The 25,870-nt window shown below is 69.4% G+C and carries 17 protein-coding genes and 2 pseudogenes; 8 read left to right on the top strand and 11 right to left on the bottom strand.

All coding sequences use genetic code 11. From position 1 onward, the window contains the following. Positions 1-101 precede the first annotated feature (101 nt). From GQS52_RS04665 to GQS52_RS04640, 6 genes are all read left to right on the top strand, one after another. A complete protein-coding gene (locus tag GQS52_RS04665) occupies positions 102-2,162 on the top strand; it encodes a hypothetical protein (RefSeq protein ID WP_182311795.1) in 2,061 nt (686 codons plus the stop codon). Then, positions 2,159-3,151, top strand: coding sequence for a hypothetical protein (locus GQS52_RS04660; protein WP_182311794.1), 993 nt, complete (start codon positions 2,159-2,161; stop codon positions 3,149-3,151). Before GQS52_RS04665 ends, GQS52_RS04660 begins: the two co-directional genes overlap by 4 nt. A gap of 2 nt (positions 3,152-3,153) precedes the next feature. After that, positions 3,154-8,613, top strand: coding sequence for a DEAD/DEAH box helicase (locus GQS52_RS04655; RefSeq protein ID WP_259370581.1), 5,460 nt, complete (start codon positions 3,154-3,156; stop codon positions 8,611-8,613). Continuing rightward, positions 8,613-10,355 (top strand): hypothetical protein, encoded by a 1,743-nt coding sequence (locus tag GQS52_RS04650; protein ID WP_182311793.1) that lies wholly within the window; start codon positions 8,613-8,615, stop codon positions 10,353-10,355. The genes GQS52_RS04655 and GQS52_RS04650 overlap by 1 nt, the downstream gene beginning before the upstream one ends. Before the next feature lie 149 nt (positions 10,356-10,504). After that, positions 10,505-11,251 carry a hypothetical protein gene (locus GQS52_RS04645; RefSeq protein WP_182311792.1) on the top strand — a complete coding sequence of 249 codons (747 nt, stop codon included), beginning with the start codon at positions 10,505-10,507 and terminating at the stop codon, positions 11,249-11,251. Beyond that, positions 11,248-13,008 (top strand): Hsp70 family protein, encoded by a 1,761-nt coding sequence (locus GQS52_RS04640; RefSeq protein ID WP_182311791.1) that lies wholly within the window; start codon positions 11,248-11,250, stop codon positions 13,006-13,008. Before GQS52_RS04645 ends, GQS52_RS04640 begins: the two co-directional genes overlap by 4 nt. 325 nt (positions 13,009-13,333) lie before the next feature. Here GQS52_RS04640 and GQS52_RS27495 read toward each other — a convergent pair whose 3' ends face one another. Together GQS52_RS27495 and GQS52_RS27490 are read right to left on the bottom strand one after the other, a co-directional pair. Beyond that, complete coding sequence (locus tag GQS52_RS27495) at positions 13,334-14,902, bottom strand: DUF1524 domain-containing protein (RefSeq protein WP_259370580.1); 1,569 nt, start codon at positions 14,900-14,902, stop codon at positions 13,334-13,336. Between the two features lie 57 nt (positions 14,903-14,959). Beyond that, the gene (locus GQS52_RS27490; protein WP_259370579.1) at positions 14,960-15,910 is read right to left on the bottom strand and encodes a DUF262 domain-containing protein; all 951 of its coding nucleotides are present in this window, start codon (positions 15,908-15,910) and stop codon (positions 14,960-14,962) included. Between the two features lie 770 nt (positions 15,911-16,680). Here GQS52_RS27490 and GQS52_RS04630 point away from each other — a divergent pair. Then, the gene (locus GQS52_RS04630; protein WP_182311790.1) at positions 16,681-17,193 is read left to right on the top strand and encodes a peptidoglycan DD-metalloendopeptidase family protein; all 513 of its coding nucleotides are present in this window, start codon (positions 16,681-16,683) and stop codon (positions 17,191-17,193) included. Positions 17,194-17,224: 31 nt separating this feature from the next. Here GQS52_RS04630 and GQS52_RS04625 read toward each other — a convergent pair whose 3' ends face one another. The 3 genes from GQS52_RS04625 to GQS52_RS04615 all read right to left on the bottom strand — a co-directional run bounded on the left by GQS52_RS04625 (position 17,225) and on the right by GQS52_RS04615 (position 18,804). Next, entirely contained in the window at positions 17,225-17,623 is a 399-nt protein-coding gene (locus GQS52_RS04625) for a hypothetical protein (RefSeq protein ID WP_182311789.1), read from the bottom strand. A 126-nt stretch (positions 17,624-17,749) separates the two neighbouring features. Continuing rightward, the gene (locus GQS52_RS04620) at positions 17,750-17,971 is read right to left on the bottom strand and encodes a DUF397 domain-containing protein (RefSeq protein ID WP_182311788.1); all 222 of its coding nucleotides are present in this window, start codon (positions 17,969-17,971) and stop codon (positions 17,750-17,752) included. After that, the gene (locus GQS52_RS04615) at positions 17,968-18,804 is read right to left on the bottom strand and encodes a helix-turn-helix transcriptional regulator (protein WP_182311787.1); all 837 of its coding nucleotides are present in this window, start codon (positions 18,802-18,804) and stop codon (positions 17,968-17,970) included. The genes GQS52_RS04620 and GQS52_RS04615 overlap by 4 nt, the downstream gene beginning before the upstream one ends. Positions 18,805-19,068: 264 nt before the next feature. On the opposite strand from GQS52_RS04615, the gene GQS52_RS04610 reads away from it, so the two are divergent. Beyond that, positions 19,069-19,572, top strand: a complete 504-nt coding sequence (locus GQS52_RS04610; RefSeq protein WP_259370578.1) for an ATP-binding protein — start codon at positions 19,069-19,071, stop codon at positions 19,570-19,572. Positions 19,573-19,708: 136 nt separating this feature from the next. On the opposite strand, the gene GQS52_RS04605 is transcribed toward GQS52_RS04610, so the two are convergent. From GQS52_RS04605 to GQS52_RS27470, 6 genes and pseudogenes are all read right to left on the bottom strand, one after another. After that, on the bottom strand, positions 19,709-20,212 hold the full coding sequence (locus tag GQS52_RS04605; protein ID WP_259370577.1) for a hypothetical protein: 504 nt from the start codon (positions 20,210-20,212) through the stop codon (positions 19,709-19,711). Positions 20,213-20,534: 322 nt separating this feature from the next. Continuing rightward, positions 20,535-21,074 carry an SMI1/KNR4 family protein gene (locus GQS52_RS04600; RefSeq protein ID WP_182311785.1) on the bottom strand — a complete coding sequence of 180 codons (540 nt, stop codon included), beginning with the start codon at positions 21,072-21,074 and terminating at the stop codon, positions 20,535-20,537. A gap of 85 nt (positions 21,075-21,159) precedes the next feature. Continuing rightward, on the bottom strand, positions 21,160-22,131 hold the full coding sequence (locus GQS52_RS27480; RefSeq protein WP_259371037.1) for an RHS repeat-associated core domain-containing protein: 972 nt from the start codon (positions 22,129-22,131) through the stop codon (positions 21,160-21,162). 72 nt (positions 22,132-22,203) lie between these two features. After that, a pseudogene (locus GQS52_RS27475) lies at positions 22,204-22,293 on the bottom strand (hypothetical protein); the annotation flags it as partial. Positions 22,294-22,553: 260 nt separating this feature from the next. Next, positions 22,554-25,583, bottom strand: a complete 3,030-nt coding sequence (locus tag GQS52_RS04590; protein ID WP_259370576.1) for a DUF6531 domain-containing protein — start codon at positions 25,581-25,583, stop codon at positions 22,554-22,556. Positions 25,584-25,639: 56 nt separating this feature from the next. Further along, positions 25,640-25,771: pseudogene (locus GQS52_RS27470) on the bottom strand (short-chain dehydrogenase); the annotation flags it as partial. Between the last annotated feature and the right edge of the window lie 99 nt (positions 25,772-25,870).

Raw genomic sequence — 25,870 nt, 5'->3', positions numbered from 1 at the left:
AGTGGCCCGTCGTCAGCGGCGGGTTTAAGGTGACGCGGAATACCGCTCCATGCCGGGGAATTTCACGAACAGGGCATCGGGGCATCTCTTTTGGGGACAGAGTGGACCATTCTTACCAGGTGTGGCAGGAAGTGCTGGCCGAGGAGTTCTTCGGACGGCAGCACGCCGGCCACCCGACGCTGTTCTACGTCGACGACGACGTGGAGCAGGAGCTCAGGCACGGATACGGCTTGGAGGAGCCCCTCGCCCAGTGTGTGGGCAGATTCCTGCGGCTGGGGACCGCGGAACCGTACAGCGCGCTGGAGGACTACCGCTGGCGCATGCGGCAGCAGGACAAGGACGGCGTGCCCGCCTTCCTGCCGCTGCTGGCCTGCTCGGTGATGGCCGCATCCCGGATGGTGAACGACCAGAACCACCGGGCCACCGCCTACCACGCCCGCTTCTCCGAGCTGCTGACCGGCGACGAGAAGCAACTGGGCAGCCACCACTACGAACCCATATCCCGCATGTGGCAGGTGCTGGCCTCCTGGCAGCACAGCCAGAAGGGCGCGCGGGGCCTGTGCACCATTCCCACCCCCGCCGACCTCCCCTCCAACCGCAGCTTGATCGGGTTCGCCCTGTCCCAGGCGCTCCTCAGCGGCGCGGACCGGTCCTTCATGCCGAAGTTCTTCCGGTCGTTGCGGGAGCACGGCACGACCTGGCCCCTGCCAGGGGAGACGCTACTGGCCCAGATCGAGATCCGTGGCATGGAGCGGCACTTCTCCAAGGGCTTCCGCAACGCTCTGCAGGAGGATGAGTTCCGCCCCTTCCTCGCCGGACTGATCGGCAACTACGCCGCTTCCTGGGACGGTTCGGACGAGCTGGTGCCGGCCGGTGTCACCCGGGCCGAACTCCTGGTGCGACTGGACGCGGGGCGTCTCGGCTGGGTGGCGCGCCTGCGGTCCGCAGAACAGAAGAAGCACATCGAGCTCGAGGGCGGCGTCGTCCTCGAACAGCTCGGCGACACCGCCTACTACGAGGTGACGGGCCTGCCCGCCCCGAGTGCGGACACCCTCACCAGGGGCATTCGCCGCGACGGGGACACCCTGGTGCTCAGCCGCCCCTCCTGCTCCGTCCTGGTGCTTGCACGGGACGACGTGCTCGGTGTCTGGACCGGCACCGACGGTTTCCGCCCGGGAGAGGCACACGTGGTGCTCGCCGCCCCGACCGCGCAGCGGGACGTGCAGCGACTGCTAGACAAGGCCGCAGCCACGGGCCGGAGCGTCGACACCGGCAAGCTTGCCTGGGTGCCGCAGGGCTGGTCCCTGCACAAGCCCGTCACCTTCGACGACGCGGTCACCCTCCGCCGGGCGCTCCAGGACGTCCAGGGCGCAGTCGGCCTCCTGCAGCCCCCGGCCCAGTTCAAGCTCCGCCTCGAGGGCGGACTGAAGCTCGCACCCTCGCTCGATCCCCACCTGTACCTGCGGGGAGGCGAGCCCCAGGTGGTCCTCCCGGACGCAGCGGAGGGCACGGTCACCCTCCTGGTCGACGGGAAGGAGCGGCCCGAGCTCAGGAAGGTGATCGCCGCGGGCCGCCCCGTCCCCCTGGCTGTGCTCCGGCTGGAGCCCGGCCGCCACACGGTGAGCTGTGCAGGCGTGGAGATCGGCTTCGCCACCGCGGACCAAGCCGTCGTCGAGCCGAAGACGACCAAGGTCTGCGGCTTCACCGTCGTCGACGGCAAGGCCTCGGCGTCGCCCTCCCTCCTCGACGAGCAGACCCTGCCGACCGGCGTCACCGGTGCCGACTGCACGGGCGCCACCACCCAGGATGCGGCAGCCGCCATGGAGCTGTGCCGCCGGGACGCGGACGAGGTGCTGTTCGCGGCGGCCGACGGACGGCTGTGGACCTTGGAGGCCCCGGAGCAACCGGACTGGTGGACGGAACGTCTCCCCGACACCCCCGCCCCGCTCCGCTTCGAGGCCGACTTCCACGGCATCGGCGGCTGGCTCCTGGAACGCCGGAGCGGACGCTGGAAGGGCAGCCCGGTGAACCCCGGAACGCCGAAGCCGAAGAGCGCCGGCAACCCGCGGGCCTGGGCCCGCGCCGTCCTCAATGCCCAGCAGGCGTCCGGCGAGCCCTCGTGGGCCGTGTATGTGCAGGCAGCGAAGGAGCTGGACCGATGACGGGACCGATGAGCAGCACCGAGTTCGGTGGGACCCTCCTGCGCTGGCTGAGCGAGAGCCGCAGCGGCAGGGCGTCCGCACTGCGCGACGGTGTCCGCAACCAGGCCCGGGCATGGGGCCTGGAGCTGAAGGAGTACGCCGACTGGGACTGGATGCGCAAGGCCACCGCCCTCGGCTTCGTCGACGTGGACCTGCGCGCCGACCGCTGGTCGGTGGCACCGCCGGTGCTGACCCGGCTGCCCCACGCGGACGGCCTCGCACTGCTGACCGGCGCGCGCACCGCGCGGATCAGCGCGCGCGTCGAGGAAGCAGCACAGGAGTGGATGGAGCTGATCACCGTCCCGCACCGGCCGGAGGCCGGTGAGGCCCCACTACCCGACACCCTCCTGTTCCAGTACGAGGACCTGCGGAGCCTGCGGGAAGCCGCAGAGCTCCTCGGGGTCCGCTACGTTCCCTGCGCCGCGACGCAGTTGACGGAGCTGCTTCCACAGGCGGTGCCGGGCCCCGAGTCCGCACCGCCCGGTGGGAGCACCGCCAGCACGCTGGAGAAGTACGAGCTGCGCCTCCGGCGATTCGTCCCCGTGGCGAGGGACGGCGAGGACGGCTTGTACCGGTGGCGCGGAGCCGACTACGCGCGCCTGACCCGCGTCCGCCGCAACGGCGTCTTCCACGCGGTGGAACGCGATACGGGCATCTATCTGGAGCTCGCCCGCCACCGCACCGGTGCGATGCACTGGCAGCCGGAACCCGGCAAGGGCCGTGCCGGCATCGGTCGACTCTTCGTCGACCGGTACGCGCCCCTGCCCGCCCTGCACGAGCGCGCGGCCGTCCTGTGCAGCGGCTTCCCGCCCCCGGCGGACAAACAGACGCAGGCCCGCGTGTACGACAACGTGCCGAGGGCGTTCGCCGAGATGATCGCGGCCTCGCTGCAGCAGAACCTGGAGACCGTGCCGCGCCCGGTGGCGGCCACCGGCGGGAGGACCGAGTGAGCGTGGAACAGCAGACAGCGGCGGTGATGAACACCGATGTCCAGGACGTCATGGGCACTTTCGACGATCTGCGCAGCGCGCTCTTCCGCTACTACGACACCCCGTTCGGCGTCGACGACCGTTCCGTCATGGAGGAACGGCGCAACCTCCTGGACCGGGACAACGGGGCCTGGCGCGACCCGCTGATCGAGCTGCGCCCGCAGTACGCGTCCCGGGGCGTCGGCATCGCGGAGTCCTTCGCCGAAGCAGGGGCGCACCCCGACGCGGCCGAGTTCGCCCGCTTCACGCTCCCTGACGGCGTGACCAGCCTCTACCGGCATCAGCACGACGCCCTGGTCGCCGCCTGCAAGGGCAAGGACTTCGTGGTCACCGCAGGCACCGGTTCCGGCAAGACGGAGTCCTTCCTGCTGCCTGTCCTCGCCGACCTGGTCGCCGAGTCCGCCCACTGGCAGGGCACCCGTGCGGCGCAGCGGGAATGGTGGCGGACGGACGGCGACCACGTGCCCGGCCGACAGGGCGAGCACGGGCACCCCGCCGCCGTGCGCGTGCTGATCCTCTACCCCACCAACGCCCTCGCCGACGACCAGCTGGTCCGGCTCCGGAAGTCACTGGACAGCCGCGAGGCCCACGCATGGCTGGACCGGAAGCGCAACGGACACCGCTTCTACTTCGGCCGCTACACCGGAGCCACCCCCGTCTCCGGCAGCCGCGACTCCGGACCGGCGACCTTCCGTCTCCGACAGTACCTGCGGGAGGTCCAGGAACGGCAGCGCAAGGCCGACGAGAAGCTCGGCGAGGAGCTGCGGCCCTTCATCCCGCGCCTCGGCGGAGCGGAGATGCACGCCCGCTGGGACATGCAGGCCGCGCCGCCGGACATCATGGTCACCAACTACTCGATGCTGAACATCATGCTGCTCCGCAAGCAGGAGGAGCACATCTTCAACGCCACGAGGAAGTGGCTGGAGGAGACCCCCGGCGCCCGCTTCACCCTGATCCTCGACGAGCTCCACATGTACCGCGGTACGGCCGGCACCGAGGTGGCCTACCTGCTGCGCAACCTCCGCCACCGCCTCGGTCTGGACAAAAACCCCGAGAAGCTGCGCGTGCTCGCCGCCTCCGCCTCCCTGGAGGCCGGCCGGGACGACGAGTTCCTCGACGGGTTCTTCGCCCTGCCCGGCTCCCGGCGCGTGATCATTCCCGGACAGGTGAAGGAGATCCGCGGCGGGGGCGACTTGGCCGCCCACACCGAACGCCTCGCGCAGGCCGCGAAGGCCCCCGTCACCCGGCACGAAGCCGTCGCCCTGGCCCGGGAGGCTGGCCTCGGCCCGGCGCTCCAGCACGCGCTCACTCCCGGCGGCAGGCCTCGTGCCCTGCCCGCCCCCGAACTGGCGAAGAATCTCTTCCCGGACGCCCTCGAGGAACAGCGACAGGACGCCCTCCACGGCGTTCTGCGCGTACTCGGCTCCGCACAGGACCCCGGACTTCCCCAGCTCCGCGCCCACTTCTTCTTCCGGAACATCGAGGGCATCTGGGCCTGCTCCGACCCGAACTGCCCCGACGTCCCCGTGGAGCAAGGCCCCGAACGCCGGGTCGGACGGCTCTTCGCCGAACCCACTTCCCGCTGTACCTGTGGCGCCCGCGTACTGGAGCTCCTCTCCTGCCAGGCCTGCGGCGACCTCATGCTCGGTGGGTACGCCAGCCCCAAGGACACCCGGCAGCGCAAGTTCGTCGGTGCCCTCCACACCGACTTCCCGGACCTGGACCTGCTCCCCGACGAGGCCAGCGGTGCGCCCACGGCGGCGAACTACGTCGTGTACTGGCCGCGCACCAAGGGCCTTGGCCTCGACGACCCCGACTGGCACGCGGGCCTGTCCGACGGTGGGCCGCTGGTCGAGTTCGCATTCCGCCGCAGCGCCTACCAGCCGGCCACCGGCCGCCTGGAGAACCGGGACGTCCAGCACACCGGATGGTCGTTCCACATCTCCGTACCCCTGGACAAGGAGGGAAAGAAGCCGGCCTACGACCCGGCCCGGCTGCAGGCCTTCCCCACCCGCTGCCCCGCCTGCGGCGACGACTGGGAGATCAAGCACGACAGGGACGGCCGTTTCATTCCGCTGGAATCCCCCGACCGGCTGCGCAGCGCGCCGGTCCGGCGGATGCGCACCGGTTTCTACAAGATCAACCAGGTGCTGGTGACCGAAGCCCTCGGCCACCTTCCCGACGGCCGACGCAAGGCGATCGCCTTCTCCGACAGCCGTGACGACGCCTCCGAGCTCGCCAGCGGTCTCGCCCTCCGCCACCACCAGGACCTCCTCCGCCTGCTCAGCGCCCGGGCCGTCGAGAACCAGGGGGATCCGTTCGGAGACCTCCAGTTGGTGAAGACTCACTACGCCGGGGAGCCGGTCGATCGGGTGAGTGCCCGTGCCGCCGCGGCACGGCTGCGGGACCGCAACCCGGCGGACTGGGGGCGCCTGAAGGCGATCCTTGCCGACGACCTCGACGCGGAACCGGAACTCCTCCCCGACCTGGAACGCAAGTTCTCCGAACTGCCCTCCCTGGACGACCTCGCCTCCGACCTCGAAGGCATGCTGCTGAAGTACGGCACCAACCCCGCCGGCCCCGCGGCCTCGCTCCAGCAGACCTCGGCCGGACAGCCCTGGACCGCGCTCTACAACTGGCAACGGGACGGGGAAGCGGTGGTGGACACCCAGGCACAGGAGGAACTCCTCAACCGCATCCGCTCCCGCCTCCGCCTCGAGACCATCGGCAGCCTCTTCTCCGGCGGCGGCCGTGACTTCGAATCGCTCGGGCTCGGCTGGCTCTGCCTGCGCGACGACCGCTCGCCTCTGGAGACCGGCCCGGAGAGCGACCAGGCCGTGGCGCGGGCCAGCCTGCGGATCCTCGGCCTGATGCGGCGCTTCACCCGGATACGTGCCTCCCTGCAGGGGCCGCCCGCGCCTCTGAAGCGTTTCTGGAAGCAGATCGCCGAACGCCAAGGCACCGATGTGCAGACGGTCGAGGACCGGGTGCTCGGTGTCTGGAAGGACGCCGTGGTCGATTACGTCATCAAGCCGGAGAAGGTGGCGCTCCGCCCCGGCGAGAACAAGACTTGGACGTGCCGTTCCTGCCACCGGCCGCACCTTCACCCGGGTGCGGGGCTGTGCACCAAGTGCCTGACCCCGCTGCCCGCTGTGCCCCAGCAGTACAGCGGAGTCCTCGAAGACGACTACTACGCGTGGAAGGCCGCCCACCGCACCGGTGACTTCCCCCTGCGCACCGCGGAGCTGACCGGCCAGACGGACCGGCTGGAGGCCCAGCGCCGGCAGAGCCTCTTCCAGGACGTCTTCCTCGGCGACGACGACGTCCCGCAGGCGGACGGCCTGGAACTGCTCTCCGTGACCACGACCATGGAGGCCGGTGTCGACATCGGCCCCCTCAACACCGTGATCATGGCCAACATGCCGCCCACCCGCTTCAACTACCAGCAGCGGGTGGGGCGCGCCGGCCGACGCAACAGCCCGGTCGCCGTAGCCCTCACCGTCTGCCGCGGCCGCAGTCACGACGAGCACTACTTCGCCCGCCCGGAAGCCATCACCAACGATCCGACTCCGCCGCCCTACCTGGTCCTCGGCATGGTCTCCGTCTTCCGGCGGGTCCTGCTGGGAGAGGTCCTGCGCCAGGCCTTCGAACCCCTGCAGCCGGAGGACCGCCGGAAGGGGCCGGACATGACGACCAACGTCCACGGACAGTTCGGCCTCGCCGCCGACTGGCCGATGCATCGCGGTGCCGTCCGCCGCTGGACCGCCGAGCACCCGGACCGCATCAGAGCCGCTGCCGCCGCCTTCCAGGCCGGAACACCGGAGAGCATCGCCGCCATCGACCCGGTGGCCGCCGTCGACGAACTCCTCGACCAGGTCGACGAGGTGGCGGCCCGGACGGTCGGCCACCCCGACCTCAGCCAGCGTCTGGCGGAGGCCGGCCTCCTGCCCATGTTCGGCTTCCCGACCCGCTCCCGCCTCCTCTACCGGAGCATCCCGCAGAAGACCTTCCCCTGGCCGCCGGCCGACTCCGTCAACCGCGACCTGGCCGTCGCCCTCAGCAAGTTCGCACCGGGCAGCGAAACCCCGCAGGACGGCCGTCTGCTCCGCTCCGTGGGAGTGGTCTCCCTCGTCCCGAGCGGCCGCGGAGTGCAGGCCGCCGAGGACCCGTTCGGACCGGAACAGCTGGTCGCCATGTGCCGGATCTGCTCCCACGTGGACCCGCAGGCCGTCGTCGACCCGGAGACCGGGAGCGCCGGCACCTGCCCCGCCTGCGGCGCGGAGAGCAAGTACTACAGGGCCGTCCCCTTCCGGGAACCCGCAGGCTTCCGGGCCGCCCGCGAAGCACGGGACTACGACGGCTACCGGGAGCTCGGCTCCAACGCCACCAGCGCACGGACCGCCACCGACCTGGAGAAGACCGCCCCGCGCATTCACCGCGCCGCCGACGACTGGATGGTCGTCCACACCGGCAGCGGCGACCGCTACATCGTCAACACCAACGCCGGAAAGCTCTTCCGGTTCGTCAAGAACACCGGCCCGTGGCGCGGATACCTCGCTCTGGACCACCCCAAGGCGGAAGCCGACCTGGAGATCGCCCTCGGCGCCACCCAGCACACCGACATGCTCTTCGTCGGGGCCAAGGGCGCCCTCGACACCAGCCGAGGCCTCCGCTTCGACATCTCGAAGTCCCAGCAGATCGACGGCTTCCCCGAGGCCTACCACGGCCGGCGCGCCGCCTGGTACTCGCTGGCGGCCCTGCTGCGCCGTGCCGCCGCCCCGCACCTGGACGTGCAGCCGGAGGAACTCCTCAGCGGCATCCACGGCTCGGACGCCCCGGTGGCCGCTCCCGTCATGGCCTACCTGGCGGACAGCCTCGACAACGGCGCGGGCTTCAGCACCTACCTCGGTTCGGAGGAACACATCGACGAGTTCCTCCGGGCGGTCGACCGGTACGTACAGGACCTGGAGGTCGACCACCATGCGCAGAACTGCCGCAGCTCCTGCTACGCCTGCCTGCGCGACTACTCCAACATGCGCCTCCACCCGCTGTACGACTGGCGGCTCGCCCGCGACCTGACCGACGCCCTGCGCGGCCGGAAACTGCAGATCGACCCGGACGAGCACGCCGTCCTGCTGAAGGGCTGGGCGGACGAGGAGCCCACCGTCAGCCTCAAGGAGACCGCCGCCGGACCGGTGGCGCTCTTCACCTCGGACTTCACCGGCGAGCCCGTCGCAGTCGCCGTCAAGCATCCGCTGGAGTCCGCCACCGAGGAGTGCGGAAACGAACGGCTCCGGGCTCTGCGCCACGAGGTCCGCGCTGGTGGCCTCGCCCCGAGGATCGCCTTCGCCGACTCCTACAGCCTGGACCGGACTCCTGCCGCGGTGATCGAGCAGGTGCACACCTTCGCGGAGGAGCTCTGATGACGGCAGGAAACCCGCTGGGAGCGGGCCAGGACGAGCAGGCCCGCCTGGAGGAGCTGCGGCAGCGCGAGATCGCCCGCCGTCTCGCCCTCCACCAGGCCCGCGCCCGGGACCGGACCGTCGGGAAAGCTCCGCAGGGCGCGGAAGCCGCCGACAGCCCTCCTCCGGTCGTTCCGCCGCAGAAGCAGCCGGAACCGGAACCGGCCGTGCCCCAGCCGGTCCCCGAGGGATTCACCGACCGGCAGGCCTGGGAGCGTGCCCGCTCCTTCGCCGAAACCATGCTGCCTGACGCGCTGAAGGCGGAGACCGGGACGCTCTCCGCGCAGAAACTGGCACGGGCCGCGGCCGATACGGCATCCCGGCAGGACGACCCGGTCGAGGGCGTCTCCTTGCTCGTCACGGCACAGAACCACGGGTTGGACGTCTTCAACCGCCTACTCGGCGACCGCGCCCGCGCCCTGCTGGAGGACAAGCCGCTGCCGCTCCTGGGGGAGCCGGGCAGCATGTGGCAGATCTACCAGGACGACCGTCGCCTGATGGAGGTCAACGTGCCGGCCCCTCGGCAGAGGGCGCTCCTGGCGAAGCTCCCCCGGCCACTCCTCGACGACTACATCGACGAGGAGTGGATCGGCGCGGTCCCCGAGCGCGACGGCACATCCCGTGCCGCCTACTTCCGTGCTCGCCTGGACCCGGCGTCCCTCACCGACGAGGAGATGGACCTGCTGGCCTGGCCACTGGAACGGGAGCGTCGGGAGGCAGGCCCGGGAACGGAACCCGGTCGCAGCTGGCCGCAGGACTGGCGCCTGCTGGTGAGGCTGCAGGCCAACGACGCCGAGGCCATCACCGAGGAGTGGACCGACCTCCTGCCACCGACGCAGAAGCTCCTGGACGCCCTGCGCGAGGTGCGGCGGACCGGAGAGGCCCCGGACGCCCTCGTCGCCGACGAGCGACTGTGGGTTCTCCTGGAGCGGATCGACCTTCGCGTGCGCAGCGCGACCAACAAGAAGTTCAACGGCTGGATCGGCGTGCGGACCCTGATCAGGGCCGTGCGGCAGATGCACCGCGCCCTCCTCCACGGGGACGACGAGGCGGCGGAACAGCGGAGAAGAGCTGCGCTCAACATGGCCGCGAGGCTCCGGCACCACCCGCAGCCGGTGCGCTGGGAGGCCCAAAACATCCAGGCATACCTGCGCGCCGGCCAGGAGATCACGGAGGCCCTCAGACTCTTGGAGCAGGACGCCGAAGGCCGCCCCCCGGTGCCGGACCAGCTCGGTGGAGGCGCCGTGGCCACGCTGCGGAATAATCGGAGCTTCCTGGAGGACCGACCTCTCGGGGAACGCGACCAGCCGCTCAACCCGTACATGGTGCTCGGCGCGCCCGACGGGGCGGACGACTGGAAGAAGGCCTGGCGGGCGCTGAGGAAGGAGCTCGACGACAGCGGTCGCGTCCGGATAAACCGCGCCAAGGACATGATCGAGAAGGCCGATCGGGAACAGCAGGAAGTATTCCGGTTCGCCGTCCCGCTCGCCCCGCACCGCTGGAAGGCCCCCACCGGCACGAGCCACCGGCTGGAACTCCCGCCCGAGCCCCTGCCGAGGCTCACCGCGCCGCCCACGGACAGTGACCGCGAGTGGTCACGCATCGAGGCGGCCCGAGAAATAATCACCAGGGCGTCAGAGCGCCTTTCCCCGGCTGCCGAAGACACCGCAGCCCTTGAATACCCAGAGAGCAGCACATCGTGAGCAACGGAGCCGGTAAAGGTGACAATAGTTCTGGACCCCGTGACGGATCCCGGCGGAACCGGGGACGTGGGCCGAACAACGGGAGCGTGCGGAATCGTGGTGAGCTCAGGGCGGCCAAGGCTGCTCCCTGGCGGTTCACCGAAAGCCACGTGCCCGAGTTCACCCCGGGGACTCTGGACGCCGCCGCGATCCTGAAGTCGGTTAACGAGACGCTCCTGCCCGTGGTGGAGAAGGAGTTGGAGGAGGCGACGGAGAAACTGGGCGCAGCTCTGGCCGACAAGGAGACCGAGACCGATCTGGTCTCCACCTTCCGGACCGAGCTGATGCGCCGAGTGCTTCCCCAGTTCACCGAAGCAGTGCGCAAGGGTGTGCTGGAGAGTATCCGCACACGCCAGATGCACCTGGCCCAGTTGGCCGTTCTGCACCGGCAGGCGCTGGACGCGAAGACCTTGAAGGTGGTGCTGACCCGCCTTGACGACGAGGCGGCGAAGGCCGGCCTGCAGATCGTCGGCGACGCCGGCGATCAGTCGCTGTTCAACGTCGTGGAGGACCAGCCCGGCGTGACGAAGAGAGGTCCGGTCACCTATGAAATCGTCGCGCCGGCCTACGTCGACACAGAGTCCGGGAAGCTTGTGGAACGCGGATGGCTGCGGGCCGTTGCCAAGGTTTCACCCAAGGAAATGACACGCCAGCAGAGGCGTAGAGCAACACATGCCGAAGCTGAGAGGAAGCAGCCGGAGAAGGAGGCTCCCGCGCAGCAGAAGAGGAAGAAGCACCACCGGGGTCAGGAACCCGAGAAGCAGCAGCACAGAGACGACGGGCGGCGAGACGACGGGGCGCATCCCCGCTTCGAAGGCAACGGGGACCGTCGGATGGCGGGAAGGAAAACGCGGTGACTTTCGGTATCGACTTCGGCACCAGCAACTCCGTGGTGGCCCACTGGAACGGGCACACCACCGAAGTGCTGCCAGTCGACGGTGACAACGTGCCCGCCCAGTGGCAGATGTCGGAGTTCGATCAACTCTTCCCCTCCGTGTTGTCCGTCCGCGACCTCCAGCGCACCCTCTGCTTCGGCTGGGAGGCGAAGACCGGCACCAGTGAGCCGCTCGACGCCGTGAAGCGCATGCTCGGCACCCGCTCCGGTGCCGAGAAGGACGGTGACATCGACGGCCTCGAGATCGCAGCACAGCTCGAGGAACATCACGTCTGGGTCGGTTCGGAGAAATTCCACAGCACGGTCGCGGCCGCCTCCCTCTTCAGCAGGATGAAGGAAGGCGTCTCCGCTCAGCTGCTCGACCTCTCCGACGCGGTCGTCACCGTCCCCGCCAAGGCCACGGGCGGTGCCCGCTACCGCACCCGTGCCGCGGCAATGCTCGGCGGAGTGAGGGTCCGGGCCCTGCTCAACGAGCCCACTGCGGCTGCGATCTCGTACGCCCACGACGTCCCGATCCCCGGTCGTTTCCTCGTCTTCGACTGGGGCGGCGGCACCATCGACGTCACCGTCCTCGAATACGACGACGGCCTCTTCGAGGAGCAGACCTCGCGCGGTATCACCACTCTCGGGGGCCTGGAATTCGACAATGCGCTGGCCCAGCTGATCCAGCAGAAGATCGGCTTGGCCCCGGACCGGCTCACCAAGGCTGAACGACGCCGGTGGCGCCGGGCGGTCGAGCTGACGAAGATCGCCCTGTCCTCCGTGCCGAAGGACGGCGCGCTCTTCTTCGACCTCCCGGTCGGCCTTGCCCCCTCGATTTCGAGGCGTGAGGTCAGGATCACCGCGGCCGAGTACACCGAGGCGATTACCCCGCTCATCACCCGCGCCCTGGAGCCGGTCCAGCAGGCCCTGGAAGATCTGGCCATCACCGCGGACGCCATCGACTCCGTCCTGATGATCGGCGGCACCTCGCAGATCCCCCAGGTACGTCATGCCCTGGGCGAGCTCATCGGCCACGACCGCATTGTCGACAGCGGCCTGTGCCGGCCCATGACCGCCGTCGCCCGAGGCGCGGCCATCTATGCGGCGTCCCTCGACGGCGAACTCGGCGACGACAGCGACTTCTCCCTGGTGACCAGCTATGACCTGGGCACGGCTGTGAGCGCGGGCGGGCAGAAGGGCTTCCGTGCCATCATCCGACGCAACGCCACGCTCCCCGCGGAGGGTTCGGCCAACTTCTACCCGGACACGCCGGGCGCTTCCCTCGTGCGCGTGCCAGTGATCGAGGGCGAGGTCGGCTACCCGGCCGACAGCGACCGTGCCTTCCCCCTGGCCAACATCGAGGTGAATCTCCCGACCCGCGAGCAGGACATCCGCCGGAACAAGATCGAGATCAAGTTCCGCTACAACGAGAGCGGCATCCTGCGCTTCACCGCCACCCACGCGGAGACCGGCGTGGTACTTGCCGAGCGCGAGATCGACTCCTTCGGCCCTGACGGCACCCCACTGCAGCGCGGCCTCGACGATGAGCTGACCCGCCTTCTGGCGCACACCGTCCGCCCGTTCGCCGACGGCTCCTCCAACGTCCGGCACCTCTCGGCGGCCGAAACGGCCAACGCCCGCCCCGCACCGATCGACATGTCCGTGCGCGTGATGAAGGCCGACTCCGCGGTAACGGTCAACGGCGAGCCGCAGAGAGTGGTGACGAGGGGACTCTGACCGGCTTCCGGACTCTGTCACGCGATTTCCGGATGTGCCACAGCTCGCTCCACTGCTGCTGCAGAAGGACGGCCAATGGGTACCGTCCACTCCAGTTGTGCAGTTGGCGCGAGTAGTGCAGCAGAGGAAGCTGGGACCTGCCCCCCCCGAGTGGTGGACAGGTCCCGACCTCATCCTCGACGTCTACGACCGCATGGCTGAGGCTTGTGGATTTGGTGGTGAATACCGGACCGTGCCGGATCCACCGCCTGGCCGGGGGGCCGCTCCACAGTTCCTGAGCCAGCGCCTCGCGCCCCGCGTGAACGCGGGGGGCGGGACCGGCGTGTCAGGAGGCGTTCCGGTTCTCCCATCGGTCCCGGAACCAGGCCAGCGTCTCGGCCAGGAGTTCGCGGTTGTGGCCCTGCTCCAGCAGCGACAACCGGATGTTGGGGCGCAGTTCCAGCTTGCCCTCCGGGATGTCGACGCCGTCCAGCCGGTTGAGGCGGTCGAGGAGTTCGGCGCGCAGCGCGCGGTCGGTGAACGGCTCGCGTGCGGCGAGGTACTGGAACACCACTTCTGCCGTGCCGCCGCGTCCGCTGCCCGGGTAGAGGGTCAGCGGCCAGATGCCGTTCCCCGGGCCGCCCTGGTTCCCCAGCATGAGGAACGCGCTGGTGATGACACGGCCTGCTCCGTGCCCGATCCAGCCGCCGAGTTCCTCCCAGTGGGCGAAGAGTGAGCGCACGGCGGCCACGGTCTCGGGGGTGTCGTTCGCCGCGAGCTGCCGGAAGAACCGTTCGGCGCGCGTCTCCTCCTCCTTGCCCTCTGCGAGGTTCTGGCCGGTGTCCTCGCCCTGCTGTTCACCCGCCCCGTCGGCGCCGGAGAGGAGGAGGACGAGGTCGTCGCTGGTGAGGCGCTGCGCGGGGTCGGCTGTCCCGCCGTCGGTGAAGCGGATCCCGTCGGCGGCCAGACGGTCCTTGACGTCTCCCTCCTCCTCCGGGGAGGCCCAGCGGAACTTGTCGGACACTTGGCCGCCGGCGTTGAGTACCCGGTACGCGTTGACCACGCCGGGAGTGCCGGCCAGGTGGTTGCCCACGGCCTGGGCGCCGGAGCCGATGAACGCGGCGAGGTCGCCGTAGGACGTCCAGGTGCCGTGGGGGAGTGCGGCGAGGACCTGGTGGGCGAGGTGCCAGTCCCGGCTGCGCTCCGCGCGGCCGACGCCGCGCAGCGGGGCCGGCCACAGCTCGACGGCCCGGTCGGCGAGCTCGTCCGCGCGGGCCAGTATCTCCTTGGCGCCCCAGCGCTCGGCGGCGGCGATGCGGCGGTTCATCTCCAGGCGGCTGCCGCGCAGCAGGTCCTGCTTGCGCTCGAACGGGTGGTTGGACAGTTCGGAGTTCACCGCGGTGAGCGTCAGGTTCCCGAGGGTGTGCTGCAGCCGGGCGTGCAGTTCCTCCGCACTCTCTCCTTCAGCTGCGTCCTCGGCCAGTATCCGCAGCCATTCCTCACCGGCCGCCTGCGGCATCACGTGCTCGATGGTCAGCCGTGCGGCGGCGAAGTCCACCGGCTCAGGGTGGCTGTAGCTCTCCTCCAGCCGTTGCAGTACCAGTTTGCGCTGGTCCCAGCGCCCGTAGTGGTAAAAGGGGGCGGTGCGGATCTTCTCGCGCAGTTCGTCGTCGTCGGGCCAGAACCGGTTCTCGGCGGAGAGGAGTTGGTGCAGGCCGTCGGCGACGGGCACCCCGACCGGGAGCTGCGCCGGCACGGACTGGAAGATCCGGTTCAGGTTGTTCGTCGGGATCCGGCAGATCGTCCGGCGCACCAGGAAGCTCTCGATGTACGACATCGCGCGGGCCGTGTCGGAGGAGTCGATCTCCCCGCGGTCCCGCCGGTCGAGCAGCAGCATCAGCGCGGGGTGGGTCACCGTGGCCTGCCAGCCGTTCAGGCGCTGCAGGTGGGCGCGGACCGACGGATCGGGTTCCTACCCGGGGTGGATCAGCCTGCGGAAGTGGGCGCACCGGCGGTGCAGTTCCCTGACGTACGCCTCGATCTCCGCCTCGCCCGTCCCCCGGCGCTCGAAGCGCTGCTGCTGGGCGGTGTAGAGGTCCTGGCGGCGGACCCGGTCGTCCCCGTCGAGCACCAGCTGCAACCACATGAGCTGTTCGAGCTCGTCATTGCTCAGACTGTCCTGCAGGGGCAGCCAGTAGGTCTCGTAGACGTGCTCACTGCGGGTCTCCAGCCGCATGAACAGGTAGTTGCGCAGTAGGTCCGCCTGGCTGAGCTTGAGCCCGGTGTTGTTCAGCGACTCGAAGATGCGGTGCACGTTGTCGCCGCGCTTGGCGGTGACCGCCACCAGCGTGAGCCGTGAGGTGATCGCCTGCTCGATGCGGAACACGTCCTGCGGAGCGGCCGGGTCGGCGGCCTCGACGAGCTTGCGCCGGAAGAAGCGGTAGGCGGCGGAGACGGCGCCCCCGGCGGCGTGCTCCGCGTGAGTGCCGCGGACGTGCGCGGCGAACTGGGCCCGGTCGGCCTGGGTCGGGAGCAGCCGGAAGTGGTCGTTGCCGTTCTTGCGCTTGTTGATCAGATATTCCTCGTTGATCCGCTCGGCCTCGTCCGGCTGACCGTCGGTGATGTGGTCGCGGATCGCGGCCAGGGCGAGGGAGAGCGTGGTCAGCCGTTGCTGACCGTCGACGACGAGCCACCGCGGGAACGTCACCTCGTTCTGCGGGGAGGGGGCCAGCACGACCGAGCCGAGGAAGTGTGTGCTGTCCCTGTCCCCGGCCTCCAGGAGCTCGGCCTGCTCGAGGATGTCGCCCCACAACTGGGCCAGTTGCTTATCCGTCCAGGAGTACGTCCTCTGGTAGAGGGGTACTTGAAACTGCTGGGCCCGTCCCTGCACGAGGTCGGCGAACAGGGTCTCTTTGGCCTCCATGCGGAAATCCCTCTCCTGACGTCCCGTCCGTTCACGGCATGCACCGCCGACGATAGGACTTTCCGCCGGCGGCTGGGGAATTCCAGCGGAAACGGCCGCTGCTCAACTGTGCCGCAGGCGTGGACCGGCCGTTCGGGCCGGCTGCTCGACCAGCTCGACTGCGCCAGGGGGATGGCCCGGATACGGCCGGTGGGGCTCAGCGGCGAGGAGTACCTGCGGGAGTCAGTACCCGGCTGCTGGCCGATCCGGTGCCGGGGCGAGGTGTCGACACCCAGGATGTTCGAGCCGGGTGGCCGAGGGCTCTACCAAGGCGCCCCGGAGATCCCGGCGAGCTAGTATGCAGAGGTTGCCACCGGCGAGCAACTCGATACGATCGCCTTCTCGCAGTACCTCTACGGACCCGGTCCCAGCCATCCGTTCGTCAGCGTGCCGACGGGGGACGACCTCGGGGTCATTCACCACATGACCGAGATCGCACTGCTTCGCGGCCTGTACTGGCCCCCTCCACCGCTCCCGGGCCGGACCGGGCGTGCTGCGAGGGCGCTCGACGGCGTTCCGGCCCGCACGTCGGCGCGTCCCACCTCAAGGGCGCCGTGCGGCTGTGGCAGGTCCCTGCCGACATCATTGAGCGCCATCGGCCCGGCTGCTACTTTCGGCCGCCCGTAAGCGGCCGACCGGAGGTCGCTCACGCAAACAAACGGAGCGAATCGGTGAAAAGATCCGCCTTACGTCTCGTAGGTGCACTCGCCGGCCTCGTCCTGTGCATCGTCATGGGCTCTCCGGCCGCCGCGCACTCCAGCTCCACCCCGTCCCCGAACGGTGTCTCGCCGTGGCACTACTCGGAATCGTGGACCCTCATCGGCTCGTGGTACGGAGAGGGCCTGCACGTCGACTACCACAACGGTGAGCACTACAGCGACTACTACGGGTTGGACTTCGGCCTGAAGGGGTCGCCGTGCTACAAGCGGCTCTACCCCGTCTGGGACGGCATGACGGTCGCCACCGTCGACCGCACGATCGGCCGCCTCACCATGACCAAGTACGTCAACGGTGTGCAGTGGCGCCTCAAGTACATGCACATGGACTCGATCAACGTGAACGTCGGGCAGACGGTCGGCACGACGACGCTGGTCGGATACACCGGCAACAAGGGCCAGTCGTCCGGCTGCCACCTGCACATCTCCACCCAGCACTGGTCCGGGAGCACCTGGGTCTCCCACCCGCCGTCCTTCTGCGGCCGCACGTACCCGCACGACCACGCAACGGCCTGGAAGGGATGCTGACGGCCGGGCGGACGGCCCCGGAACGCAGGGTCTACGGCGCGGCCACCCTGGTGAGAACCAGTGACGGCGGCCCGTCCGGATCGAAATGGAACTCCACCGTCGTCCGGCCGTTCGGGTAGAGCTGGACGCCGACGGTACTGCCGAGTCCACCGTCATCGACCGACAGGTGGACGAAGTCGCTGGACGTCTCGCTGTCGACGAACTCCCACCGGCCGCTGAAGTCGACGGGGTCGGGGGACTCGTCCGTCGATATGTCGGTGGCGGAGAACGTACCGTCGGAATCGAGCAGGATCTCGCTGCCGGTCGCGTCGTTGCGGTACACGCCGGGCAGCTCGTCAGGGTCGACCGGGGCCGTGCACCCTGAAATGAGTACCGCGGAAGCGGCCAGGGCGGCGACGAGCCACCGTCCACCTGTTCTCTTGTTCGTCACCGCCCCAGCGTAGTGTTCAACTCGATTGTCTGGGGCTTGGGTTGTATCGACCCGGAGCGGACGTTGTGCCGTGCTGCTGCCGTCGGAAGCGGCACGGCACAACAGGTTTCCCGCGGCCGTCGCCCGTCACGCCTCCGTGTCGAGCCGCGTCCTCGCGAACGCGACGAACGCCGCCCACTCGTCGGCGCCGAACCGCAGGGCCGGGCCCTGCCGGTCCTTCGAGTCGCGCACGTGGACGGCGCCGGGCGCCACAGCCACCTCGACGCAGTCGCCGCCCCCCGACCCGCTGTGGCTGCTCTTGAACCAGATCAGGTCACCGGGCTCCCCAAGAGCCTGCTCAGTGCTCATGCTTCTCCCGCCAGACGCTCGATGAGACGCGCAGACTCCTCGACGTTCAAAGCCTGCGAGCGCAGCTTCCCATACCTGAGCCCGAAGGCACTGACCTGTGCTGCATCGGTGACCACAACGCCGACTTCCTGCGACTCGACGTACCCGACGTGCTGGTGCTCCCACGTCTCCAACAGGACGAACGGGCCGTTCAGGCCGGGGTGGAAGCCGCGGTTGGCCGGCATGACCTGGATCTCGACGTTGCGCTGTGCGGCGCGGTCGAGGAGCCGGCGGAGCTGGCCCCGCATGATCTCGTCGCCGCCCACCGGGTTGAGCAGGGCCGACTCGCCGACGATGAAGCACAGTTCGGCGATCGGGGTCCTCGTCAGCAGCTTCTGCCGGTGGAGCCTCGCCTCGACGTGCTGGTCCAGGACTTCCTCGTCGAGGGGCGGGCAGTGCCCCGCGAACAGGGCCCGCGCGTACTCCTCGGTCTGCAGCAGCCCGGGGACGAGCAGCGGGTCGTAGGAGAACCGGCTGACGGCCTCGGTCTCGATCAGGGCGAAGTCCTGGAAGAACGAGGGCAGTTTGGCCAGGTCCACCTCGTCCTGGAGGACCCGCAGCGCCCCGCCGGCGTCCAGGACGCGTTCGGCGGCCTCGGTGAGCGCCGACTTCGCCGGGCGGCGGCCCTGCTCCACGGAGGCCACCTGCTCGCAGGAGTAGCCCAGCGCCTCCGCCAGCTCCTGCTGCGTCAGCCCGGCACGCTCCCGGGAGAGTTTGAGCAGCTTGCCGTAGCCGGACCAGATGCCCGGCCACTCCCCGTCCGCGCCCCGTTTCCTCGGGCGGCTGTTCCCCATGGGCCCGTCTCCTTCCCCGTTCGGTCTCTGCGCCGGGACCAACGAGGCACCCGCCCGTACCAGCACGGCCCGCCACTCGTACCGCACCCGTACACCGCGCCCGCGTACGACCGCGCGACCTGGATCGGAAGCGGTGCGTGACGAGACGGTCACCGTGTGAACCAGGAACTCTCCGCCCCCGAGGAAACATCCGCACTCGCCGTGCCTGTGGCCCCCGACGGCCCCGCCCAGCAGGCGGATGCTGCCTCGGACGCGCCTTTCGCCGTGCCTGCACATCCCGTTGTACCCGCCCCTCCCGACGCGGCCGGGCCGGTCCTGGAGTCGGCAGTCCGGCTGAGCTCGACGCGCCGCGGGGCCCGCCTGGCCCGCTACCTTGCCGTGCAGCAGCTCGAACGGTGGGGCGTGCCGTACACCGCCCCGGCCTCCGTCTCCGTCGCCGCGATCACCGCCGAACTTGCCGCCAACGCCGTCACCCACGGCCGGATGCACGACCGGGACTTCCGGCTGCGTCTGGTCCGCACGCCCCGCACGGTCCGCGTCGAGGTGACCGACTCCCGCCCCGACCGCCTCCCTCTGATCGCCCCGCAGCCACCCGACCCCGAGACCACCTCCGGCCGCGGCCTGCTCCTGGTCGCGGCCCTCGCCGACCGCTGGAGCTGGCACCACGGCCCCGCCTGGGACAAGACCGTCTGGGCCGAGGTGGACACTGCACCCCCGCGTCCGGGAGAACCCGAAGCTTCGCGCTCCGAAGGGAGTCTTCACTCGTAGGGCTCAGTACCCGGCCGCCCCGGCGCAGCCTCTCGGCGGTCTGGCTCGTCCTGTCATGTCCGATCACCGGACTCGGCAACCACCATTGGAATCAGTGGAACCGCTGGCCGGGGTGTGGGCGACTTCAACGGTCACCTCAGTCCTCTGTGAGCTTGTAGTCGTAGTAGCCGGTCGGGCCGGTCAGGACGGCTTGGAAGTACAGGGGTTCGCCGTCGGTGTCCAGTGGAACCTCGTGGCCTGCGACGCGAGTGAAGCCGAGGGAAAGCCTGGGCACGTAGGCGTAGTAGGTCTCGTCCAGGACGGTCAGTCCCATTGCCCGCAGTTGTTCGAGTAGTTGCCGGGCGGGTGTGCGGAAGACATCGATGCCGCGGAAGCGGACGGTGATCTCCTCAGGACCAGGACGGGGAATCCACACCTCGGCGGAGGTGAGGGTCTTGCCGTCTTCCAGATGGAAGACGATTTCGAACTGGCTGTGGAGGGCTGTCACTTTCATGTAACGGAACTGGTCGGCCGAACCCTCGTCGTGGACTCGGAGTTCGCCCAGTCGTCCGGCTGATGCCTTGACTGCTTCGGCCGGCATGCCCAGCGGGAACCCAGTGATGCCGTTCGGCGGGTCGAGTTCGATGTCCACGGTGACCATTGTCGGTGACAGGGGGCGTGCCCACCGACTGCATGGCGTGCGAGGTCCGCAGGAGTTGAGCCGGGTCCGGTGAGGACGGACGAGGCCGTGGTGCCGTTCGGTCTTGCGTTGCCGGCCCGGCGACGCCGTTCCCGAGGCCCGTCGTCGGCAGGAGGACTTCGCCGGTCGGCTTGCCGTCCGCCGGGTTTCACGGACTCGGGGCCAGGAACTGTCAGTGGTCGTGACCGGAGGGGCCCTGCGGCCGGCCGCCGTCGACCCGGAGGCGAGAGCCGTTGACGGCGCCGGAGGCAGGGGGAGTTTGAAGACGCGAGGTTGCCGGGAGCTACAGGATGTCGGCGTTCCGGTCGAAACCATGGGTTTCGACGGGAAGTTCGCAAAAGATTCCGGAGTCTGTCTCCCCGGTCAGGACGGACACCAGGAACTGAGTGCACGACATGGGGTGGCGTTCCCATTCCGGGCCGCGCCCTTCATTGATCATTACGGTCCAGGAGTCAGGATCCTGTCCGGGGCGGACAAGCCAGTAGAGAAATTCTCCGCCACCCTCTCCGTATCCCCAGGGAAGTGCTCGGGCTCCTTCCTCCTGGAGTTCGACCGGCTTTGGTTCTCCAGTTCCCCAGAGTTCTCCAAGGACTTCCTCGCGTTCTTTGGAGGCTGCCAGCAGGTCGTAGTTCTCGTCGGGGCATCCCGGTTCGAGCAGCCAGATGGTCTCGTCGAACACTCCACCGCCGTAGGTGTCGACAAGTTGCTTGTAGTCGGAGGGCAGCGGTGTGCCGAGTTCCCTTTCGACGGCTTCCCAGTCCTTGGGCTGCGGCGTCGCGGGGGGTGGAAGGATCTCGGTCAGTCGGGCCACCGAAGCGTTCATGAAAGGTTCCTTTGCGGGATCGGTGCTCAGTAGATCCTGAGGAAGTGTATCTTTTCGAAGACGGTGCGGTGCCGTTGCCGCGCCGTCATGGAACTCTCTTGGGGACGTTCAGAACGGTGACACTGTTGGTGCCTCCGCCGTCGGATTTGTACGGGACGAATTGGAATCCCTTGTTGCCGTGGGCCTCGATGGTGAGGCCGAGCGGGATCACGTCATTGCTCCTGTTCGACGCGTAGATCGGTATGACGCTGTACTCGATCGTCTCGCCGGCGTCCACCGCCTTCCTGATCTGGTCCTCGATTGCGCGCATGACCGGGGAGTTCGCGAACCGGTGCATGGTCACAAAATTCCTTGGGTCCTTGTTCGACCCTCCGATCTGTGCACCGAGAAGATGGGTTTTGTTGAGATTCTTGTACTTTTGGTATCCCGGCACGTTCACTGACGGATTTGTGCTTCCCCCCGTCATGCCGGGCTCGATGGTGGCGTGCATGGAAGTTGCCCTGCCACCAGGGCCCGGCGCCCCGTACCGGACTCGGCCGCCCCAGGTGACGTCGTTCTCGTCGCAGGGCGTGAGACCGAGGGGGTCGGTCAGGGAGAGCGGGTTGTCGACGTAGGTTGCCGGATTGGGGGCGGGGGCGAGACCGAGGGGGTCGAGGGTGAGGTAGCGGCCGGTTTCGGGGTCGTAATGCCGGAAGTAGTTGTGGTGGAGTCGGGTTTCGGGGTCGAAGTACTGGCCGGGGAAGCGCAGTGGGGTGTAGGCGTCGGCGTCCTGGTTCCAACCGGTGGTCCCCCACAGGGTGGCGCGGGTGCGCCAGGCGATGTTGCCCGCTTCGTCGACGAGTTCGCTGGGGGTGCCGATCTGGTCGGTGACGATGGCGAAGAAGCGCTGGTCGACGACGTCCTGGTGGGCGTCGGCCGGCGTTTTGCTCTCGGTCTGCGCCAGGGGCGTGAATCCGTCGTGCTCCCAGGTGAGGGTCAGGACCTGCGGTGAGCCGTGGACGTGGGTGGTCTGCTCGACGAGGGTGCTGCCGTCCCACGCGAAGCGTGTCTCCTCCACGACGGTGTTCCGGTCGGGGGCGAGGCGTTGCTTGGCGATGCGGCGGCCGAGGGGGTCGTAGAGGTAGCGCCAGACGGTGCCGTCGGGGGTGGTGACGCGGGTGAGGCGGTCCTCGGCGTCCCAGGTGTAGCGCCAGGTGTCGGGTTTGCGGGAGAGGCGGATCCTCTGGCGCAGGGTGACGCGGCCCTGTGCGTCGTATTCGTAGCGGATGTTTCCGGCGCGGGTGATGCGCGTTCCGGTGTACGCGCGGTCGCCGCGGGCGTCCGAGGCGGGATGCCGGTCGGGCCAGGACGCGTGGGTCTGGTTGCCGCTCCGGTCGTAGGCGTAGGTCTCGGTCCAGTCGTGTGCGTGGACGGCGGTGACGCGACCGGCCGGGTCGAGGTCGAAGGTGCGCTGCCCGGTGTGCTGGTCGCCGACGGCGGTCAGGTGGCCGTCGGGCCGGTAGGTGTAAGTGCGGTGCTGAAGGGGCCGGGGGAGCGGGGCGCGGTCAGGACCTGCTCGGTGAGGCGCCCCACGGGGTCCCAGGTGCGGTTGAGGGTGAGGGCGTCGCCGAGCCTGCGGGTGGTCTCCTGGCCGATGGCGTTGTGGTCGAACGTGAGAGTGCGGCCGGCGGTCGTGAGGGTGGCGAGGTGGCCGGACGTGTCGTAGGTGTAGGTGGTGGTGGCACCGACGGGGGTGGTGCGGTGGGTGCGGCGGCCGATGGGGTCGCATGCGGTGGCGAGCGTGCGGCCGTCGGTGGTTTCGCCGATGACGCGGCCGAGAGGGTCGTACCGGTAGCTGAGGGTGGCGTCGAGTCCGGTGGCGTGGAGGAGACGCCCGCAGGGATCGTGCTCGTAGGTGATCGTGCGGCCGTCGACCGTCTTCTCGACGAGGTTGCCGACGGCGTCGTAGACGTAGCCGGTCACCTGCCCGGCGGCATTGGTGCGCGTGGTGAGCTGCCCGGCGGAGTCGTAGGTGTAGGTCGGGGTGTGGCCGTCGAAGTCGGTCTCCGAGACCAGCCGGCCGGCTGCGTCGTAGTGGTAGTTCCAGGTCAGGCCGTGGGGGTTCGTGACCTGGACGAGGCGCAGTTCGCTGTCGTGGGTGAAGGTGTGGCGCACGCCGTCGGGGGTGGTGTGCGCGGCCGGCAGGTCGAAATGGGTGTACTCGAAGTGCGAGGTCCGGCCCAGCGGGTCTGTGTGGGTGACGCAGTTCCCCTCACCGTCGTAGGTCCACGCCTCCCGCGCACCGGCGGGGTCGGTGCGCGCCGCGAGCCGGCCCTCAACGGTCCATGACAGCCGGGTGACTCCGCCGAGAGGGTTGGTGATGGAGGTGAGGCGGCCGAAGCTGTCGTAAGCGTGGCGGGTGACCGCTCCGGCCGGATCGGTGACGGTGAGGGGCAGGCCGGCTTCGTTGTTGGTGATGTGGACGGTGTGGCCGAGCGCGTCAGTGATCGAGGTGACACGGCCGCGAGGATCGTAGGCGTAGTGGGTGGTGGCTCCGGCCGGGTCGGTGAGCGAGGTGCGGTTTCCCCGGTCGTCGTATCCGTGCCGCCAGACCGCACCGTCGGGCTCGGTGAGGGTGAGAGGCTGCCCCCGGTCGTTGTAGGTGACCGATGACCGGTGCCCGTCGGCGCGGGTGACGGTGACCGGTCGGCCGGCTTCGTCGTATTCAATGCGTACGGTGCGGGCCAGCGGGTCGGTGACGGACAGGACCCGGTCGAATTCGTCGTACTCGGTGTGGGTGGTCGCACCGTTCGGGTCGGTCTCGGCGACGACCTGGAGGCGGTCGTTGACCAGGTAGCGGGTCGTGTGGCCCAGGGAGTCGACCACGGTGGTGACGCGGTGGCCGGTGGCCGGGTCGGTCCGGTCGTAGTCGTAGCGGTAGCGCAGGTGGCCCTCGGCGCCGCCCTGTGACACGCAGCGGCTGTGGTGGTCGTAGGTGTACTCGTAGCGGCTGCCGTTGGTGTCGACCCAGGCGGTCATCCGGTGGTCGCCGTCGTACTCGAACCGTGTCGGGATGCCGGAGGACTTGGTGACCGAGATGAGGTTGCCCGCCTCGTCGTGACCGTACGACACCACCAGCAGGTCGGAGCCGTCCTCGGCGGCGCCTGCCAGGTGGAGGGCGGTTGTCCGGCCGTGCTCGTCGGTGGTGAGCCTGAGGTGGTAGCCGGCGGAGTGGCGGATGGCGAGCGGTGCGCCGGTCCCGTGGTCGTAGTCGAAGGTGATCCGGTTGCCGTTCCGGTCCGACATCTCGTCCAGGAGGGCCAGGCCGGGGGCGTGGGCGGCTTCGGCGAAGTACCGGGTGTGGCCGGTGTCGGGGTCGTGGACGGCCCAGTCGCCCCGGAGGGTGCGCAGCAGCGGCCAGCGAGGACCGTGATCGGGCAGGACGGGCTCGCCGGGCCGAGGGGTCCCGTAGGTCAGCAGCAGGCCGTCTTCGGTGACGAAGACGATGCCGCGGTCGTCGATCTCCAAGCGCTGGTCGGCCGTGGAGGCCCAGGAAGGGCCTACCCGGTGGCCTGCACGGTAGGACGACTCGAACCTGCGCTTGAAGACGAGGGGGAGCGCGGCGGGGAGAGCGATGTCGGCCTGATCGAGGAAGACACGGCCGGTGGCGACGTCCACCGGGTCACCGCAGCCCTTGACCGCCCCATTGGTGCGGGTGCTGTTGTTGGGATGTTCCTTGCCGAGCTGATCGCGGGACTTGCTGTTCGTGCCGGGAGCCTTGGAGCTCGGAGCGGTTCCGGGGCCGCTGCCGGTGGAGTTGAGGGAGGTACTGCTGTTCGGGCTCTTGGTGTCGGTTTTTCCGGTGCCGTTGGTGATGTTGTCGAGGTGGTTCTTGAGTTTGGTGTCGTTGTCGCGGTGGTTGTCGGCCATTTGTTTGAGGCCGCGGCGCATGTCGCCCTTGATGTGGCCGGTGGCGGTGTCGGCGGCTTTCTTGAGGCCGTCGAGGAGGCCGTCGGCGATGTTGTTGGCGGCATCCGCGATGGCGTCCTTGCCGCGGGTGCGGCCCTGGGCGGTGCGGGCCCGGGTCATCTTGGCGGAGGCCTTGTCCTTCATGCCGCTGCCGATGCCGTCGAGCTTGGTGACGATGTCGTCGTAGGCGTCGGCGTCGACGGATATCTTCTTTGCCCCTCCACCGCCGCCACCGCCACCGCCACCGCCGCCTCCGCCTCCGCCTCCTCCTCCGCCGCCGCCTCCGGCGGAGGCGAGGTTGAAGCCGTTCTTGATGTCGTTGACGCCCTGGCCGAAGCCGTCCTTGCCGGCCTGGGCGGTCTGGTTCAGGTCGACGCCGTCCTGCAAGCCGAGGGCGTTGGAGCCGAGTTGGACGACCAGGTCGGTGGTCATGGTCTCCAGGGCGGCGACCGCAGGGGCGGTGGCGATGGCCAGCACCTGTTCGACGGCGGCCTGCGCGGCCTCCTTGAGGATGCGTTTGACCGCGTAGCGGGTGGCGGTGACGGCCGCGGTACCGGCCACGCGGTGGCCTCGGCGATGTCGTTCGGGGCGCCGTTGCGGCCGGTGCCCGAGCTCTCGATCAGGGCGCGCATGGGGACGCCGGACTCGCCGGCCGGATCGGCGCGGCCCATCGGGGTGGAGACGACGCCGAGGCTGATCGTGTTGACGCGCGCCCCGCGTGCTCCCCGGGTGAGGGAGGCGGCCTGCACGCGCAGGTGGTTGGCGCGCTTGGCGAACGTGTAGGCGGCCCCGGGGTGCGGCAAGGCATCGGGCAAGGCCACAACCCCGGCCTGACGCCCTGCGCGGCA

The sequence above is a fragment of the Streptomyces sp. SCUT-3 genome, assembly GCF_014083985.1.
In the GTDB taxonomy this organism is placed as follows: Bacteria; Actinomycetota; Actinomycetes; order Streptomycetales; family Streptomycetaceae; genus Streptomyces_H; species Streptomyces_H thermolineatus.
The sequence above is the reverse complement of the archived record's forward strand: the minus strand, read 5'-3'. Positions and strand labels throughout refer to the sequence as shown.

Bases quoted from the DNA above. Each gene is read 5' to 3' on its own strand.
- GQS52_RS04660 (WP_182311794.1), top strand. From the start codon at position 2,159: ATGACGGGACCGATGAGCAGCACCGAGTTCGGTGGGACCCTCCTGCGC.
- GQS52_RS04650 (WP_182311793.1), top strand. From the start codon at position 8,613: ATGACGGCAGGAAACCCGCTGGGAGCGGGCCAGGACGAGCAGGCCCGC.
- GQS52_RS27490 (WP_259370579.1), bottom strand. From the start codon at position 15,910: ATGGAGGCCAAAGAGACCCTGTTCGCCGACCTCGTGCAGGGACGGGCC.
- GQS52_RS04630 (WP_182311790.1), top strand. From the start codon at position 16,681: ATGGGCTCTCCGGCCGCCGCGCACTCCAGCTCCACCCCGTCCCCGAAC.
- GQS52_RS04620 (WP_182311788.1), bottom strand. From the start codon at position 17,971: ATGAGCACTGAGCAGGCTCTTGGGGAGCCCGGTGACCTGATCTGGTTC.
- GQS52_RS04615 (WP_182311787.1), bottom strand. From the start codon at position 18,804: ATGGGGAACAGCCGCCCGAGGAAACGGGGCGCGGACGGGGAGTGGCCG.
- GQS52_RS04605 (WP_259370577.1), bottom strand. From the start codon at position 20,212: ATGGTCACCGTGGACATCGAACTCGACCCGCCGAACGGCATCACTGGG.
- GQS52_RS04600 (WP_182311785.1), bottom strand. From the start codon at position 21,074: ATGAACGCTTCGGTGGCCCGACTGACCGAGATCCTTCCACCCCCCGCG.